Here is a 14,573-nt window from a genome sequence, read left to right as displayed (position 1 = left end):
GGTCGGGCGGGGCTGTCCCCCGCGGTGGCCGTCGCGCTCACTCCTCGGCCGGATCGGTGGCATCGTGCACGCCGGCGCGCAGCAGCTGGTGGCCGAGGTCGACCAGGGCGCGGCCGACCGCGAACTCGTCGCCGACCCGGGGGTCCGGGTCGTCGCGGGGGTTGCGGCGGGCCAGCGCGTCGCTGCGCAGCACGGTGCCGTCGGCGTCGAGCACGGCGTGCACCCGGGTGGTGTCGGCGTCCTCGACCACGTGCAGGCTGAGCTGCCAGTCCTTGGTGCGCACGGTGTCCGGGGCGGCGTCCGGGGCGATGCCGTGCACGGCGTCCGGGGCGGTGCCGCGGGTGGCGTCCGGAGGCCGCGCCTCCGCGGTCGCCGTCCGGTACTGCGGTGGGAAGTCGGCCATTCGGAACCACCTCCGGCGTGGGCCTCTGCCTCCCCTCCATGGTCCAACGCCGCCCCTCGGCCCGCCGGGTCGCCAGGGGTGCGGTGGCCGGTGCGGCGGGGGCCGGCCGGGAGAGCCGTCCGCCGGCGCCCGGGACCGAGCCGCCGCTGCGCGTTTGTGTTCGAAAGATTGCGGGGGCGAGCTGAAGCGGTGCCGATTCGGTGGCGTAGGCTGACCGCTCTTGCACCATCCTCCGGGGGGAACCACTCATGCGCCGTGCCGCGGCCGCCGTCGCGCTGTTCGTCGGGCTGACCGCCGTCGCCGCCTGCGGACCGGACGACCCGCCGCCCGCCCCGGCCTCCCCCGCGGGCGCCGCGACGGCCGGGCCCTCCGGCTCCGCCGGCCCGTCCTCCGGCCCGGCCCCGGCCCCCACCAAGGGCGGCGCGCCCCGGCCCGACGGCAGCATCACCGTCGCCTTCGCCGGGGACGTCCACTTCGAGGGCCGCACCGAGGCCCGGCTGTCGGTGCAGCCGCCCGAGCCCGCGCTCGGCCCGATCTCCCGCACCCTCGCCGACGCCGACCTGTCCGTCCTCAACCTGGAGACCGCGATCACCGGCCGCGGTGCGCCGGAGCCGAAGACGTACACCTTCCGCACCTCGCCCAAGGCGCTGTCCGTGCTCAAGGACTCCGGGGTGGACGTCGTCTCGATGGCCAACAACCACGCCGTCGACTTCGGCGCCGACGGCCTCACCGACACCCTCGCCGCCAAGAGCTCCTCGCCGATCCCGGTGATCGGCGTCGGACGCAACGCCACCGAGGCGTACGCGCCGTACACCGCCACCGTGCGCGGGGTGAAGGTCGCGGTGGTCGCCGCCAGCCAGGTCGAGGACATCACCAACCAGAAGTGGCGGGCCGGCGCCAACAAGCCGGGCATCGCCTCGGCGCTGGACGTCCCCGCCCTGGTCAAGGCGGTGGAGTCGGCGAAGCGCCAGGCCCCGGTCGTGCTCGTCTACCTGCACTGGGGCGAGGAGGGCAAGGCCTGCCCGACCGGCGCCCAGACCGCCGTCGCCAAGAAGCTCGCCACCGCCGGCGCCACCGCCGTGGTCGGCACCCACGCCCACACCATGGTCGGCTCGGGCATGCTCGGCGACACCTACGTCGGGTACGGCTTCGGCAACTTCCTCTGGTACGGGACGTCCAACTACCCCAACTCCAACGAGACCGGCGTCACCACCCTCACCCTGACCGCCGACGGCAAGGTCACCGGCGAGGCCTTCACCCCGGCCACCATCGACGACAAGGGCATCCCCGAGCCGGTCACCGGCGCCGCCGCCGAAGCCGCCCTCAAGCGCCGCGACGGCCTCCGCGGCTGCGCCGGACTCACCCCGCCCCCGGCCGCGCACTGACGGCCGCTCGCCCGGCCCGGGTGACGGGCGCGTCCGGGCCCGGGCCCGCTCAGTCGGTGGGCCAGAGGATCAGGTCGTCCAGTGCGTGGCGACGCGGCCCCTCGCCCAGTTCGGCGAGTGCGGCGCGGATGCGGTGCAGGTGGTCGACGGTGAGCTGGAGCGGGGGCTCGTCCGGCTGGTAGGTGGTGCGGACCGGGTAGTCGACGCCCGGGGTGCGGGTCATCTCGATGTGGCAGCCGAGCACGTACGTGACGGGGCGGCTCCCGGCGAACTCGACGAGCCGCTCGACGGTGCGCCCGAAGGCGGGCCAGTCGTCGATGTAGAGCCGGCCCGGGTAGACGGTGTCGCCGGTGAGCAGGAAGCCCGTCCACGGGTCGTAGTAGGTGACCGCCGCCTCGTGGTGGCCGGGGGTGGCCAGGCACTCCAGCACCCGCCCGCCGCCGAGGTCGACCCGGGCCACGGCCTCCGGGGCCCGGCCGAAGCCGAAGTACGCCCAGGCCGTGGGCCGGTCGCCGCCGACCACGGTGGTCGCCGGCCGGTCGGCGAACTGGCCGTCCCCGGCGATGTGGTCGCCGTGCGGGTGGGTGTGGAGCACCAGCAGGGGGTAGTCCTCCCGGGGGTTCCGGGCGAGCCACCTCGCCACCAGGCCGTCGACGGTCGCGCGCAGCGGGAAGTACTCGGGCTCGGCCGTGGCGCCCGTGTCGATCAGCACCGCCCGTTCCGCCCCGAACAGCAGGAACAGGAACGGCGCTTCGTAGTGGACCGCCTTGTTCTGCCGCAGGATGACGGTGTGCTCGTCGTACTCGTGGACCTGGATGTCCGGATCCGTGTTGTGCTTCGCTGACGGCGAGCCGTGGATCCACCGCACGTCCAGCGGGCGGGCGATCGGCGTGCGGGCGGCCATGACGTCTCCTCGGTGCGTCGTCTTCGCGGGCCGGGTACGGCGCACATCTCGTCCGGGGCGGACGCCGACGCGCCGCCGCCGCGACGCTAGCACCACCCGGCCGCGCTCCGGCCGCCGGTGCCGCCGCCCGCCGCTGCTGCCCGACCGGGGCGGTGCCGCCCGGTGCCGCCCGGAACCGAAGTAATTGCAGAGTCAGATAATCCGCGCCAACTGGGATACTGTCGAACGGAAGACGCAACGGGGCGTACGGGTGAACGCGAAGGGAAGGCGAGCCATGGGGATCCGCGACGACGCCGCCGAGGTCCGGGCCAGTGGCTGGCGCACGCTCGCCGCACTGCACGGGCTGATCGACACCGCGCTGGAGAAGGCGCTCCAGGCGGGGCACCAGCTCTCCGTGGTCGAGTACACCGTGCTGGAGGCCCTCTCCCGGCAGGACGGGTGGCACATGCGGATGCAGCAGCTGGCCCGCGCGGCGGCGCTGAGCAGCAGCGCGACCACCCGGCTGGTGACCCGGCTGGAGGACCGGGGGCTGCTCAGCCGCTACCTCTGCGCGGACGACCGCCGGGGCATCTACACCGAGTTGACGGCGGCGGGCCGCGCGCTGCTGGAGGCCGCCCGACCGGTGCACGACGCCACCCTGGAGGCGACCTTGGCCCAGGCCGCGGAGGTGCCCGAACTGTCCACCCTGGTCGACGCGTTGACCGAGCTCACGCCGACGAAGGCGTGACCGCGGCGGCCCGACCGCGACGGCCCGCCCTCACCGGTGTCCGGCGGGCCGCCCTCACCGCCGTCCGGCGGCCAGCGCCTCCCGGTGCACCCGGTCGAGCAGGGCGAGCAGCAGTTCCTTGCTGGACGCCCGCTCCCGGACGTCGCACAGCACCACCGGCACCTCCGGCCCGAGGTCGAGGGCGCGCCGGACGTCCTCCGGGCTGGCCTCGCGCCGTCCGTGGAAGCAGTTGACGCCGATCGCGAACGGGATGCCCCGCTGCTCGAAGAAGTCCACGGCGGCGAAGCTGGTCTCGAGCCGCCGGGTGTCCGCGAGGACGATCGCCCCGAGGGCGCCGAGCGCGAGGTCGTCCCACATGAACCAGAACCGGAACTGCCCCGGCGTGCCGAAGAGGTAGAGCACCAGGTCCTCGCGGAGGGTGATCCGTCCGAAGTCCATCGCCACCGTGGTGGTGGACTTGTCCTGGATGCCGTCGAGGCTGTCGATCCCGACGCTGGCGCGGGTCATCCGCTCCTCGGTCTGCAGCGGTTCGATCTCGCTGACCGAGCCCACCATCGTGGTCTTCCCGACACCGAAACCGCCGGCGACGAGGATCTTGACCGCGCCCGGCACCAGGCTCTTGATCGTCAATTCGGGTCTCCTGGAGGGGAACTGGGAGTCGCATGCGGGGCCGGTCCGCCGCTCAGAGCCGGCGGACGCCCTCGATCACGGCCTGGATCAGCGAGATGTCCGGCGCCTCGGCCAGCTGGACCGGGGCCCGGGTGAGGATCAGCCGGGCCTCCGCGAGGTCGTCCAGCAGCACCTTGACCACGCTCACCGGCAGGTCCAGGGTGGCCGCGATCTCGGCCACGGCCAGCGGGCGTTCGCGGCACAGGTCGATGATCGCGGCCGGTTCGGGGGCCAGCCGGCTGGTGTCGGTGCGCGGGTCGGCGGTGACCACCAGGGTGATCAGCGCGAAGCCCGTACGGACCGGGCCGGTGCGCCCGTTGGTGATGGCGTAGGGACGGACCAGGTGGCCGGCGTCCTTGTCGTAGAACCAGCCCTCGTCGGCGTCGGCGGTGGTCACGCACCGCCACCCGCGCCGACCTGGCCCGCGTCGCTGCGCGGCGCCGCGGTCAGGTACTGCCCGACCTGCTTCACCAGCATGTTGATCTCGTAGGCCATCAGTCCGGCGTCCACCTGCTCGCTGGTGAGGACGGCGAGCCGGGCGCCCTGCCCGGCGGTGGTGACGAACAGGAACAGCTGGTCCATCTCGACCACGGTCTGCCGGACCCGGCCGCCGTTGAAGCGGTGCCCGGCGCCGCGGGCGAGGCTCTGCAGGCCGGAGGCGACGGCGGACAGGTGCTCGGCGTCGGCCCGGTCGAGTCCCTGGTCCATGCCGACCAGCAGGCCGTCCTCGGAGAGGACGATGGCGTGCCGGGTCTCGGGGACCCGCGCCACCAGCTGGTCCAGCAGCCAGTTGAGGTCGCGCTGGGTCTCGGTGTGCTGCGTCATCACTGCTGTTCCTTGGCTTCCTGGGCGGCGGGCGCTTGCGCGGGGGCGGTCCCGGGGGCGGTCCCGCGGGCGTCCTGAGTGGCGGAACGTTCCGCCAGGTCGGGGGGCACGGCTGGTGCGCCCGGGTCGGCACCGGCTTCGCGGGCGCTCCGGGTGCCGCGCTGGATGGCGGCCATGGTGGCGCGCGAGCGCGCCGGGGAGGGGTCACCGTCGGCGCCGTCGTGGCGGGAACCGTCGGGTGCGGTGTGCGTCCCGTACGGCCGGGCCGGCGAGGCCTGCGGCGACGACGGTGCCGGCGGCACCGGCGGCAGCATCGCGCCGGGCGCGTGGGCTTCGCGGAGCTGCTCGGCGAGGCTGGCGTTGCGGACCCGCTGCGGCAGGACGCGCGGGGTGCGCAGTTCACCGTCCGGGCCCTGCGCCACCTGCTCCTCCCGGGGGCGTGCGTGGCTGGGCACCGAGCGGTCGGCGGGCACCCCGTCGAAGACGGCCGCCGGGTCCGCGAGCAGCCCGTCCGCCCGGTGCGGAGCGGGGGCGGAGGCGGTGCCGGAGCCGGGCCCGGTGGCAGGGCCGGAAGCGTCCCCGGTGCCCCCGCCGGAAGCCGGGAGCGGAGCGGTGCCGGGCTCCGCCGGGCCGGGCTCCGACGGATCGTCCGGAAGGTCGTACGGCCGGGGCAGCACGGGCCGGGGCACCACCACGGCGCCGGGCAGCCCGGGGATCTCGGCGCCCACCGGCAGCCCGCCGCCGGCGGGGGCGGTGTCGCCGTCCCCGTCCGGCCGTCCGAGCAGCTCGCCGGCGACCGCACCACCGCCCGCGGTCCCGGGACCGCCCGGTCCGACGGGTCCGGCCGGTCCGACCGGTGCGAGGGGTCCGGCCGGTGCGGGGGGTGTGTCCACCTCGGGCGCGGAAGGGCCGCTGGGCCCGCCGTCCGCCGCGGGCCGCTGCTCCGGCACCGGCGTACGGGTGACCCGCGCGCCGGAGGGCAGCCCGGGCACCGCGGCCGGCTGCTCGGCCTGCTCCAGCAGCACCGCCGGCACCAGCACCACGGCCCGGGTGCCGCCGTACGGCGAGGGCCGCAGGGTGACCTGGACGGCGTGCCGGGCGGCGAGCCGCGCGACGACGAACAGGCCGAGCCTCAGGTCGTCGCCGAGCGCGGAGACGTCCAGCTCGGGCGGGTTGGCCAGGTACTCGTTGAGCCGCTCGTACTCCTCCTCGGTCATGCCGAGGCCGCGGTCCTCGACCTCGACCGCCAGGCCCTTGGGGACCTCCTGGGCGCAGACCTGCACCTGGGTGTACGGCGGGGAGAAGGTGGTGCCGTTCTCGATCAGTTCGGCGACCAGGTGGATCACGTCGGCGACGGCCTGCCCGCTGAGCGAGACCCGGGGCACGCCCTGGACGACGACGCGGGAGTAGTTCTCGGTCTCGGAGACGGCGCTGCGCAGGACGTTGACCACGGGCACCGCGTTGCGCCAGCGCCGGGCCGGCAGCGCCCCGCCGAGGATGACCAGGTTCTCGGCGTTCCGCCGCATCCGGGTGGCCAGGTGGTCGACCGCGAACAGCTCGCGCAGCAGCTCCGGTTCCTCGTGCTCGCGCTCCAGCGCGTCGAGCATGCTGATCTGCCGGTGGATCAGGATCTGGGTGCGCCGGGCGATGTTGAGGAAGACCTTCTTCGTCCCCTCACGGCCCTGGGCCTGGTGGACGATGGCCGCGACGGCGGCCTGGCGGACGGCGGCCAGGCCGTCGGAGGCCTGCTGGACCTCGTCGCCGATCCGCCGGGACGGCGCCCAGGCCGGCGGGACGAGGACGGTCTCCCCGGCGCGCAGCCGGTCGGCCACCTCGGGGATCTCGCGCTGGGCGAGCGCGAAGGTGTCGGCCCGCAGGCCGGCCAGCCGGGCGGACAGGGCCCGGGCGACCCTGGCCGCGCGGATCGCGCTGACCAGCAGGACCACCACGACGACGGCGGTGCCGGCCAGCAACGCGGTGCGGTGCCCGGCGTCGCGCAGCAGGTAGGCGGCGTAGCCCCAGGCGGCGGCGAGGCCCAGGCCGGGGAGGAGGACGAGGCCGAGGATCGAGCTGCGGAGGGAGCCGGACCGGCCGGCGCGGTGGCCCGTGCGGGGGGCCGATATGCCTGGCATCTGATTCCTTGTCGCAGGGCCGAGTTGCGGGGCCGGGTCGCGGGTCCGAACGGCGTGGTCGGCCCGAGCGGCCCGGGCGGGCTTCTGGGCGCCGAGGCCGGGTCCGCCGGACGGGGTGACGCGGTGTCACCGTCCGAGCGGGTGCAGCTACGGCCGCCGACGGCAGGAAACCTATCAGCCCCAGGTGCCTTGTTAGCAACATCAACTGACGATATGTGAACGGCCGATGGTGCCGTCGGCGGCGCCCGGCGGAAGGGTTCGCCGACGGAACGCCGCAGGTCGCCGCGGTCGCGAAGAGTCGGAGCGGCTTCCCGGGGCGGCGGCGGGCGCGCCCCGGGAACACCGTCAGGAACAGGTCAAACGGGCCGGGTCAGCCCGCCAGCGAGATCGGCACCACCCGGGCGGCCCGCACCCGCCGCTCGTCCCGCCGCTCCTCCCGTTGGACGCCGCGCCGCTCGTTGCGCAGCTCGTCCCGCTGGGGGCCGCGCCGCTCCGCGCGCTGCGCCTCCAGCTGGTTGAGCTCCGTCCACGCCCAACTGGTCACGTCGGACAGCTCGGCCGACCACTGCTTGCCGTACGTGCCCGAAGCCACCTGTCCCAGGCGCAGCTTCTGCACGTCCGAGGTGCCGGCCGGGGCGTAGACGTGGGTGGCGTCCCGCAGGTAGCGGATGATGTGGTGCTCCTCCTGGGTGCCGCGGGCGGCGAAGATCTCCATCGCCTGGCGCGCCGAGTCCATCGCGTACTCGGTGTTGACGAGTTTGGCGTTCATCAGCTCCGCGTCGCAGGCCTTGCCGCGGTCGAGCAGGTGGGAGGCGTGGTAGGCGGCCAGCTTGGCCGTCATCAGCCGGGACTGCATCTCGCCGAGCTTCAGCGCGATGCTGTTCAGCTGGTTGATCGGCCGGTCGTAGAGCATCCGCTCCTCCGCGAAGCGCACGGTGTCCTCGACGACCGCGACGTGGATGCCGAGCGCGACGGCCCCCAGGTTCAGCCGGCCGTACAGGGTGGAGGAGGAGTAGGCGACGTCGAGGCCGAGCCCCTCCTCGCCGAGCCGGTTCGCCGCCGGGATGCGGCAGTCCTCGAAGACGAGCTCACCGAAGCTGAAGCCGTGCAGACCGCCCTGGGTGCCGATCGATCCGGTGCGGAAGCCGGGCCGGTCGCTCTCGACCAGGAAGGCGGACAGGCCCCGGCTGCCGGTACCCGTGCGCAGGACCACGCCGTGCACGTCGCCGATGTGGGAGTTGCCGACGAAGACCTTCCGGCCGTTGAGCACGTACTCGTCGCCCTCGCGGCGGGCGGTGCCGGACATGCCCAGCACGTGGCCGCCGGACTCCGGCTCGGTGACGGCGATGGTCGGCAGCGCCGCTCCGGACGCGAACTTCGGCAGCCACTCCCGTCGTTGTGCGTCCGAGCCGAAGTGGAGGACCTTGGCGACGCCGAGCTGCGACGCCTGTGCCACCGCGCCCATCGCGCCGCTGACCCGGGCCAGTTCCTCCACGATGACGGTCTTGGCGAGGTGTCCCAGCCCCAGGCCGCCGAACTCCCGGGGAATGGTGACGCCGATCCAGCCCCGGCGGGCGATCTCACGGGCGAGGTCGATCTCCACCTCCCGGTCGGACTCCATCCTGGCCACCTGCGGACGCACCTCCTTCTCCGCGAACTCACGGACCTCCGCGCGGAGGCTTTCGTGCCGTTCGTCGGTGAAGTAGTCCATCGCCATGCTCTCGTCCTCTCGTTCCGGTGGGTGTCGTGCCTCCGTTCATGCCGTCGATGCCGCTCCGGCCGCTCCCCCGAGGGGATCGGTGGGGGTGTGGAGGGGGTGGGGCGGGCCGATCGCTCCTTCGCAACCGGGGTGCATGCGGATCCTGGGGCGGGTTCCCGGAGGGTCGGGGACTACCGTCCGTGTCTTCGGCAGGGCTCATTGTCATATGGACGTGCCGGCTTACACAGATCTGATCTTGGATTGGCGGGATTCGGCGCGTCCTTTTTCGAGCGAGTTTCGCCGCGGTGCCCGCGGGGAAGTGATCTTCCTCCGCTCCACAGCCTGCGGTCGGCCGCTCACATGCGGTTTTGACTGAACATCAGCAGTGACCGCCGGCCGGTCCCGGTTCCACCGCAGCGCCCGGATGTCTGATTACATGTGCGCCATGACTGATGTGATGAGCACTCAAGGCCAGTTCCCGGGTGCCGCCGGGGAGTCCGAGCGAACCCGCAGACTGCGCAGCCTGGGTCTCAACGACCCGTCCGCGGACGAGGCCTTCGACCGCTTCGCCCACCTGGCAGCCAGTATCACCCGCGCCCCCATCGCGATGGTCAACTTCATCAACGACGAGCGCCAGATGTTCCGGGGGCTCTACATCCCGCCAACTTCGACGGAAACCGCGCACGAGGACGGCGCCTCCTGGGCGGACCGGGGCATCGCCTTCGACCTCCCCACCCGCCAGATGCCGCTCAGCCACGGGTTCTGCCCGCACGTGGTCGCCCAGCGCTCGCCCCTGGCGCTGGACGACATCCTCGCCTACCCCCGGTTCGCCGGGAACCCGGTCGTGGACGAACTCGGCGTCCGGGCCTACCTCGGAGCCCCGCTCGTCGACGACACCAACACCGTCATCGGCACCGTCTGCGTCCTCGACCGGGAACCGCGCCAGTGGGGCCGCGAGCGGCTGCGCGACATCCAGCACCTCGCCGAGGCGCTGCTCTCCGAGATCCGGCTGCGCGACAACCTGCTCGCCCAGCAGCAGGAGATGTTCGCCGCCTTCGACGGCTCCCCGTTCCCGATCATGCTGACCGACGGGCCCGGCCAGGAGATCCGCTACGCCAACGCCCAGCACGCCGAGACCTTCGGCGCCCCGGTCGCCTACGGCTCGGTCGGCGCGGCCTACCCGCAGCTCGGCGCGGCCGGCCTCCAGCAGGCCGTCACCGAGGCGTACCACACCGGCCGCACCACCGTCCTCAACGACGTCCGGATCCAGGCCCGCCCCGAGGCGCAGCGCATCCAGCAGGTCTTCAGCTTCACCTGCACCCCGATGCGGGCCGTGCGCACCGGCCAGGTCAACGGCGTCCTCACCGTCGGCATGGACGTCACCGCGCAGTCCCGCACCGAGGAGGAACTCGGCACGCTGGCCGCGCTGCTGGTCGACCGGCTCCAGCAGACGGGCGCCGCCCCCGGGACCGGTCGCCCGGGCGTCAACGGCGGGTCCGGACACGTCCTGCCGAGCTGAACGGCCGACCACCCGCCCGCAGGTGCACCGCACCCGGCCGGCGGATCGCTCCACCACCGCACCGACCACCCCCCGTGGCGGGGCGCCTCTCACCCCCGTGGAGAGGCTCCCCGCCACACTGCCGTCCGGGCGGTGCCCCGCGGAGGGACCGCTGGCGCCGCCGCGGCGGCTCCGGACCCCCTGACCCGCACCACCCGCCCGCAGCCCCGGGCCGAGCGGGTGAACCGCCCGCCCCCCGCACCCCGGCCGGGCCCGGCGGCGGGCCGCCGATGGTAGGCATGGGCCGCATGGACTGGTTCGCCGCCCCCGACTACTGGCTGAGCCGACTGCTCGTCCAACGCCTGCTCGCCGGCCTCTACCTGATCGGATTCCTCGCCGCCGCCGCGCAGTTCCGCGCCCTGATCGGCGCCGACGGCATGCTGCCGGTGCCCCGCTTCACCGCCCGCGTGCCGTTCCGCCGCTCCCCGAGCCTGTTCCACCTCCACTACAGCGACCGCTTCTTCGCCGCCGTCGCCTGGACCGGCGCCGCCCTGGCCGCCGCCGTCGCCGCCGGGCTCGGCGACGCCGTGCCGCTCTGGGCCTCCGTGCTGCTCTGGGCGGCGCTCTGGGCGCTCTACCTCTCCATCGTCAACGTCGGCCAGACCTGGTACTCCTTCGGCTGGGAGTCCCTGCTGCTCGAGGCGGGCTTCCTGGCCGCCTTCCTCGGCAACGCCGACACCGCCCCGCCCACCCTCGTCCTGTGGCTGACGCGCTGGCTGGCCTTCCGGGTCGAGTTCGGCGCCGGACTGATCAAACTGCGCGGCGACTCCTGCTGGCGGGACCTGACCTGCCTGCGCTACCACCACGAGACCCAGCCCATGCCCGGACCGCTCAGCTGGTTCTTCCACCACCTGCCCGACCCGCTGCACCGGGTCGAGGCCGCCGCCAACCACGCGGTCCAACTCGTCGTACCCGTCTGCCTGCTGCTCCCGCAGCCGATCGCGAGCTACGCCGCCTGCGCCGTGCTCGTCACCCAGCTGTGGCTGATCGCCTCCGGCAACTTCGCCTGGCTCAACTGGCTGACCGTCGTGCTCGCCCTCGCCGCCGTCGAACCCGCCCGCCTCGGCCTGCCCGTGCACGCCCGCCACTACCCCGGCGCGCCGCTCTGGTACGAAGCGCTGGTGATCGCCGTGACCGTCGCCGTCGCGGTGCTCAGCTACTGGCCGGTGGCCAACATGGTCTCCCGCCGCCAGGCGATGAACCGCTCCTTCAACCGGATCCACCTCGTCAACACCTACGGCGCCTTCGGCAGCGTCAACCGGCTGCGCCAGGAGGTCGTGGTCGAGGGCACCGACGAGGCCGTCCTCACCCCGCACACCGTCTGGCGCGAGTACGGCTTCAAGGGCAAGCCCGGCGACGTGCGCCGGCTCCCGCGCCAGTACGCCCCCTACCACCTGCGGCTCGACTGGCTGATGTGGTTCGCCGGCATCTCACCCGCCTACGCACGCCCCTGGTTCCTGCCCTTCGTCGCCCGTCTGCTGGCCGGCGACCCGGCGACCCTCCGCCTGCTGCGCCACAACCCCTTCCCCGACGCCCCGCCGACCCACGTCCGGGCGACCCTCTACCTCTACCGGTTCACCGGATGGCGCGAACTGCGGGAAACCGGCGCGTGGTGGCACCGCACCGCGCTGCACGAGTACCTCGCGCCGGTCGACACCCCCACCCTCGGTCGGGCCGGGTACCGACCGCCCCTCGGCCGACCGGCCCGCAGCGCCCGCAAGGTGCCGCTGGACGGGCTCCGGAGGCCCCGTCCACCCCGGACGGAGCACCGCGGCCACCCGTCCGGACCAGCCACGGGCCACCCGGGCAGCCCTCCCGGGTAGCGGCCAGGCGGGCGGTAGGGCACGCGACACCGGTCCGTCCGGCGGTGGGTGCGTGCAAGGCTCGAACGGGCACCCGTATTCTTGGCCTCCGCAACCGGCGGCCCGACCGCGCGCCCCCGGCCCCGCCCCAGGGGCACCCCGCGCACCCGGTCCGTCGCGCCCTCCCCGCCAGCCCCGCCGTCGACGCCCAGAACCGGACCACACATGACAGTGCTTCACTCGCGCAACGCCGACGCAGCCGACCCGGCCGACGTCGCCGACGCCGCAGACGTCAAGGACCCCCAGGACGCGGCCGCGGAGCCCGACCTCCGCGACGACCTCGGCCGCTACGCCGAACTCGGCGCCTTCACCCTCAGCGCCGACACCCACGCCTGGTACGCGGCCGTCGACACCGTCGCCACCCCCGAGGACGCCCGCGCCGCGTCCACCGTCCTCGCCGAACTGCGCGGAAGCGACCTCCAGCAGACCTGGGAGGCCGTCACCGCGCTGGCCGCGGAGGTCAAGCTCGACGAGCCCGACACCGTCGCCAAGACCGCGCTGCTGGTCGAACTGCTCCAGCGGGTGCACCGCACCTCCGCCACCCTCACCCCCGCCGCGTACGACGCCGACCTCGCCGCCCTGGCCGCCGCCACCGCGGACAGCGCCTGGCGCCGCGAGAACGGCGTCAAGCTCTCCTGGCTGCGCGGCCGCTCGCTGCGCAAGCAGGCCGCCGCCCTGGCCACCGACCGCCGGATCCGCCGCGAGGACCTGCACGAGGCCCTCACCTCCGCCGAGGTGGAGCGCCGCGCCTGGGCCGCCCTCGCCCCGGCGGGCACCCTCCCGGTCGTGCCCGCCGACGGCGCCCTGGTCGACCGCACCGCCCAGGCCTTCGAGACCATCAACACCGGCCTGCGCGGCCTCGCCCGCCTGCTGCCCGACCAGGACCTCGACGGGCTCGCCTTCGCCGAGCTGGTCGAGCTGGTCGAGCGCCTCGCCACCGACGAGGGCACCCTGTACCGGCTGCCCACCATCCGCAGCCTGCGCGCCACCCTGGAGGCCGCCGGCCTCGGCGACCTGCTCGCCGAGCTGACCGCCGCCAAGGCCGACCGCCGCGCCGCCGAGGCCGCGTACGCGGCGCGTCAGGCGCTGGCGGGCGGGCAGCGGGACGGGCTGACCGGGTCGGCCGGGGCCGTCGGTGCGGAGGAGCCGACGGGCGTCGAGGCGGACGGGCCGGAGGCGGACGGGCCGGAGGCGGGCGTGTCCGAGGCGGGTCTGTCGGAGGCGAGCGGTCAGGAGTCGGACGGCCACGACGTGGGCGTTCAGGACGAGGGCGATCAGGAGTCGGACGCCGAGGCCGATGCCGAGGCCGAGGCTGCGGCGCGTCAGGCCCTGGCCGGCGGTCAGCGTGACGGGCTGGTGGAGGAAGCGCCGGTTGCGGTGCCTGCTCAGGCCGATGCCGATGCCGAGGTCGAGGCTGATGCCGAGGCCGTCGTCGACGTCGAGGCTGACGCCCATGCCGATGCCGAGGTCGAGGCTGACGCTGACGCTGACACCGAGGACGCGGTGGACGTGGAGGACGAGGCGGACGCCGGGACCGGTGCGGAGGCAGTCGAGGCGCCGTCCGACCCGGTGGCCGAAGCCACCGGGACCGAGTCGGCCGCCGTCGTGACGGAGGTGACGGAGGAGGAGGCCCCGGCCGCCGTGGTGTCCCTCCCGGCACCCTCCCCGGCCGCCGACGACCTGGTGGCCGCCGCGACCGCCGCCGTTCCCGAGTCCGAGGCTGCGGACGAGGAGGAGGCGGACGGTTCGGACGAGGCCGCCGCCGAGGTCGAGATCGTTGCCGAGGTGGTGGAGGACAGCACCGCCGCCGAGCCGGAGGCCGAGGCGGAGACCGACGTGACCGCCGAGCCCGGGACCGCCGAGGCGCAGGTGGCCGACACCGACGCCGAGCCGGAGGCCGAGGCTGCGGTCGTCGAGCCCGAGTCCGTCGAGCCGGAGCCGGTCGAGGTCGCGACCGCCGAGGTCGAGGCGCCCGCCGTCGAGTCCGAGTCCGTCGGGTCCGAGTCCGATGAGCCCGAGTCCGATGCGGCCGGGTCCGTCGAGCCGGAGCCCGCCGCCGAGGCTCCCGCAGGCCGTCCCGAGAAGCCGGACTTCACCCCCGGCCGCCCGGTGACCGCCTACTCGGCCGACGAACTGCTCGCCGTCGTCCGCTGGATCAACGGCGACGGCACCGAGCGGAGCGAGGAGGAGCTGCTCCGGGCCGCCATGAAGGAGCTGGGCTTCGCCCGCCTCGGTCCCCGGATCAAGGAGGCGCTGGGCGCCGCCGTCGCCGCCGCGCGCGGCTGACGCCCCGGCACGGCTCGGCACGGCTCGGCATCGCCGAGTACGGCCGAGTACGACTGAGTTCGACGGAGCCGCCCTCGGCGCCGGACGGCACACGGCAGGGCCCGGGACGCGCAGCAGACGGTG

General features: G+C 74.5%; 12 protein-coding genes and 1 riboswitch. Of the genes, 5 read left to right on the top strand and 7 right to left on the bottom strand.

The window, feature by feature from the left end; all coding sequences use genetic code 11:
* Positions 1 to 37: 37 nt before the first annotated feature.
* Positions 38 to 403 (bottom strand): dsRBD fold-containing protein, encoded by a 366-nt coding sequence (locus ABT247_RS07735; RefSeq protein ID WP_350739552.1) that lies wholly within the window; start codon positions 401 to 403, stop codon positions 38 to 40.
* Positions 404 to 651: 248 nt separating this feature from the next.
* Between ABT247_RS07735 and ABT247_RS07730 the strand changes: the two genes are divergently transcribed.
* Positions 652 to 1,788, top strand: a complete 1,137-nt coding sequence (locus ABT247_RS07730; protein WP_350739550.1) for a CapA family protein — start codon at positions 652 to 654, stop codon at positions 1,786 to 1,788.
* A gap of 49 nt (positions 1,789 to 1,837) precedes the next feature.
* On the opposite strand, the gene ABT247_RS07725 is transcribed toward ABT247_RS07730, so the two are convergent.
* Complete coding sequence (locus ABT247_RS07725) at positions 1,838 to 2,692, bottom strand: MBL fold metallo-hydrolase (protein ID WP_350739547.1); 855 nt, start codon at positions 2,690 to 2,692, stop codon at positions 1,838 to 1,840.
* Positions 2,693 to 2,703: 11 nt separating this feature from the next.
* Positions 2,704 to 2,771, bottom strand: a riboswitch (guanidine-III (ykkC-III) riboswitch).
* A 195-nt stretch (positions 2,772 to 2,966) separates the two neighbouring features.
* On the opposite strand from ABT247_RS07725, the gene ABT247_RS07720 reads away from it, so the two are divergent.
* Positions 2,967 to 3,419: a MarR family winged helix-turn-helix transcriptional regulator gene (locus tag ABT247_RS07720; RefSeq protein WP_350739544.1), complete on the top strand. Its 453-nt coding sequence runs from the start codon at positions 2,967 to 2,969 to the stop codon at positions 3,417 to 3,419.
* Between the two features lie 54 nt (positions 3,420 to 3,473).
* Here ABT247_RS07720 and ABT247_RS07715 read toward each other — a convergent pair whose 3' ends face one another.
* The 5 genes from ABT247_RS07715 to ABT247_RS07695 all read right to left on the bottom strand — a co-directional run bounded on the left by ABT247_RS07715 (position 3,474) and on the right by ABT247_RS07695 (position 8,762).
* A complete protein-coding gene (locus ABT247_RS07715) occupies positions 3,474 to 4,049 on the bottom strand; it encodes a GTP-binding protein (protein WP_350739541.1) in 576 nt (191 codons plus the stop codon).
* Between the two features lie 52 nt (positions 4,050 to 4,101).
* A complete protein-coding gene (locus ABT247_RS07710; RefSeq protein WP_350739538.1) occupies positions 4,102 to 4,485 on the bottom strand; it encodes a DUF742 domain-containing protein in 384 nt (127 codons plus the stop codon).
* Entirely contained in the window at positions 4,482 to 4,913 is a 432-nt protein-coding gene (locus tag ABT247_RS07705; protein ID WP_350739535.1) for a roadblock/LC7 domain-containing protein, read from the bottom strand. The genes ABT247_RS07710 and ABT247_RS07705 overlap by 4 nt, the downstream gene beginning before the upstream one ends.
* The gene (locus tag ABT247_RS07700; RefSeq protein WP_350739532.1) at positions 4,913 to 7,045 is read right to left on the bottom strand and encodes an ATP-binding protein; all 2,133 of its coding nucleotides are present in this window, start codon (positions 7,043 to 7,045) and stop codon (positions 4,913 to 4,915) included. The genes ABT247_RS07705 and ABT247_RS07700 overlap by 1 nt, the downstream gene beginning before the upstream one ends.
* Positions 7,046 to 7,415: 370 nt before the next feature.
* The gene (locus ABT247_RS07695) at positions 7,416 to 8,762 is read right to left on the bottom strand and encodes an acyl-CoA dehydrogenase family protein (RefSeq protein WP_502892402.1); all 1,347 of its coding nucleotides are present in this window, start codon (positions 8,760 to 8,762) and stop codon (positions 7,416 to 7,418) included.
* Between the two features lie 427 nt (positions 8,763 to 9,189).
* On the opposite strand from ABT247_RS07695, the gene ABT247_RS07690 reads away from it, so the two are divergent.
* The 3 genes from ABT247_RS07690 to ABT247_RS07680 all read left to right on the top strand — a co-directional run bounded on the left by ABT247_RS07690 (position 9,190) and on the right by ABT247_RS07680 (position 14,450).
* On the top strand, positions 9,190 to 10,263 hold the full coding sequence (locus ABT247_RS07690) for a GAF domain-containing protein (RefSeq protein WP_350739530.1): 1,074 nt from the start codon (positions 9,190 to 9,192) through the stop codon (positions 10,261 to 10,263).
* Positions 10,264 to 10,550: 287 nt separating this feature from the next.
* Complete coding sequence (locus ABT247_RS07685; RefSeq protein WP_350739619.1) at positions 10,551 to 12,125, top strand: lipase maturation factor family protein; 1,575 nt, start codon at positions 10,551 to 10,553, stop codon at positions 12,123 to 12,125.
* Between the two features lie 204 nt (positions 12,126 to 12,329).
* The gene (locus tag ABT247_RS07680; RefSeq protein WP_350739527.1) at positions 12,330 to 14,450 is read left to right on the top strand and encodes a hypothetical protein; all 2,121 of its coding nucleotides are present in this window, start codon (positions 12,330 to 12,332) and stop codon (positions 14,448 to 14,450) included.
* The last annotated feature ends 123 nt before the right edge of the window (positions 14,451 to 14,573 follow it).

This window comes from Kitasatospora sp. NPDC001539, from assembly GCF_040298565.1.
Lineage (GTDB): Bacteria > Actinomycetota > Actinomycetes > Streptomycetales > Streptomycetaceae > Kitasatospora.
Note: the sequence above shows the minus strand (reverse complement) of the source record. Positions and strands in the feature narration are given on the sequence as shown.

Excerpts from the sequence above, each read along its gene's own strand:
- ABT247_RS07720 (WP_350739544.1), top strand. The coding sequence starts at position 2,967 with ATGGGGATCCGCGACGACGCCGCCGAGGTCCGGGCCAGTGGCTGGCGC.
- ABT247_RS07690 (WP_350739530.1), top strand. The coding sequence starts at position 9,190 with ATGACTGATGTGATGAGCACTCAAGGCCAGTTCCCGGGTGCCGCCGGG.
- ABT247_RS07725 (WP_350739547.1), bottom strand. The coding sequence starts at position 2,692 with ATGGCCGCCCGCACGCCGATCGCCCGCCCGCTGGACGTGCGGTGGATC.
- ABT247_RS07700 (WP_350739532.1), bottom strand. The coding sequence starts at position 7,045 with ATGCCAGGCATATCGGCCCCCCGCACGGGCCACCGCGCCGGCCGGTCC.
- ABT247_RS07705 (WP_350739535.1), bottom strand. The coding sequence starts at position 4,913 with ATGACGCAGCACACCGAGACCCAGCGCGACCTCAACTGGCTGCTGGAC.
- ABT247_RS07730 (WP_350739550.1), top strand. The coding sequence starts at position 652 with ATGCGCCGTGCCGCGGCCGCCGTCGCGCTGTTCGTCGGGCTGACCGCC.
- ABT247_RS07685 (WP_350739619.1), top strand. The coding sequence starts at position 10,551 with ATGGACTGGTTCGCCGCCCCCGACTACTGGCTGAGCCGACTGCTCGTC.
- ABT247_RS07735 (WP_350739552.1), bottom strand. The coding sequence starts at position 403 with ATGGCCGACTTCCCACCGCAGTACCGGACGGCGACCGCGGAGGCGCGG.
- ABT247_RS07680 (WP_350739527.1), top strand. The coding sequence starts at position 12,330 with ATGACAGTGCTTCACTCGCGCAACGCCGACGCAGCCGACCCGGCCGAC.
- ABT247_RS07695 (WP_502892402.1), bottom strand. The coding sequence starts at position 8,762 with ATGGCGATGGACTACTTCACCGACGAACGGCACGAAAGCCTCCGCGCG.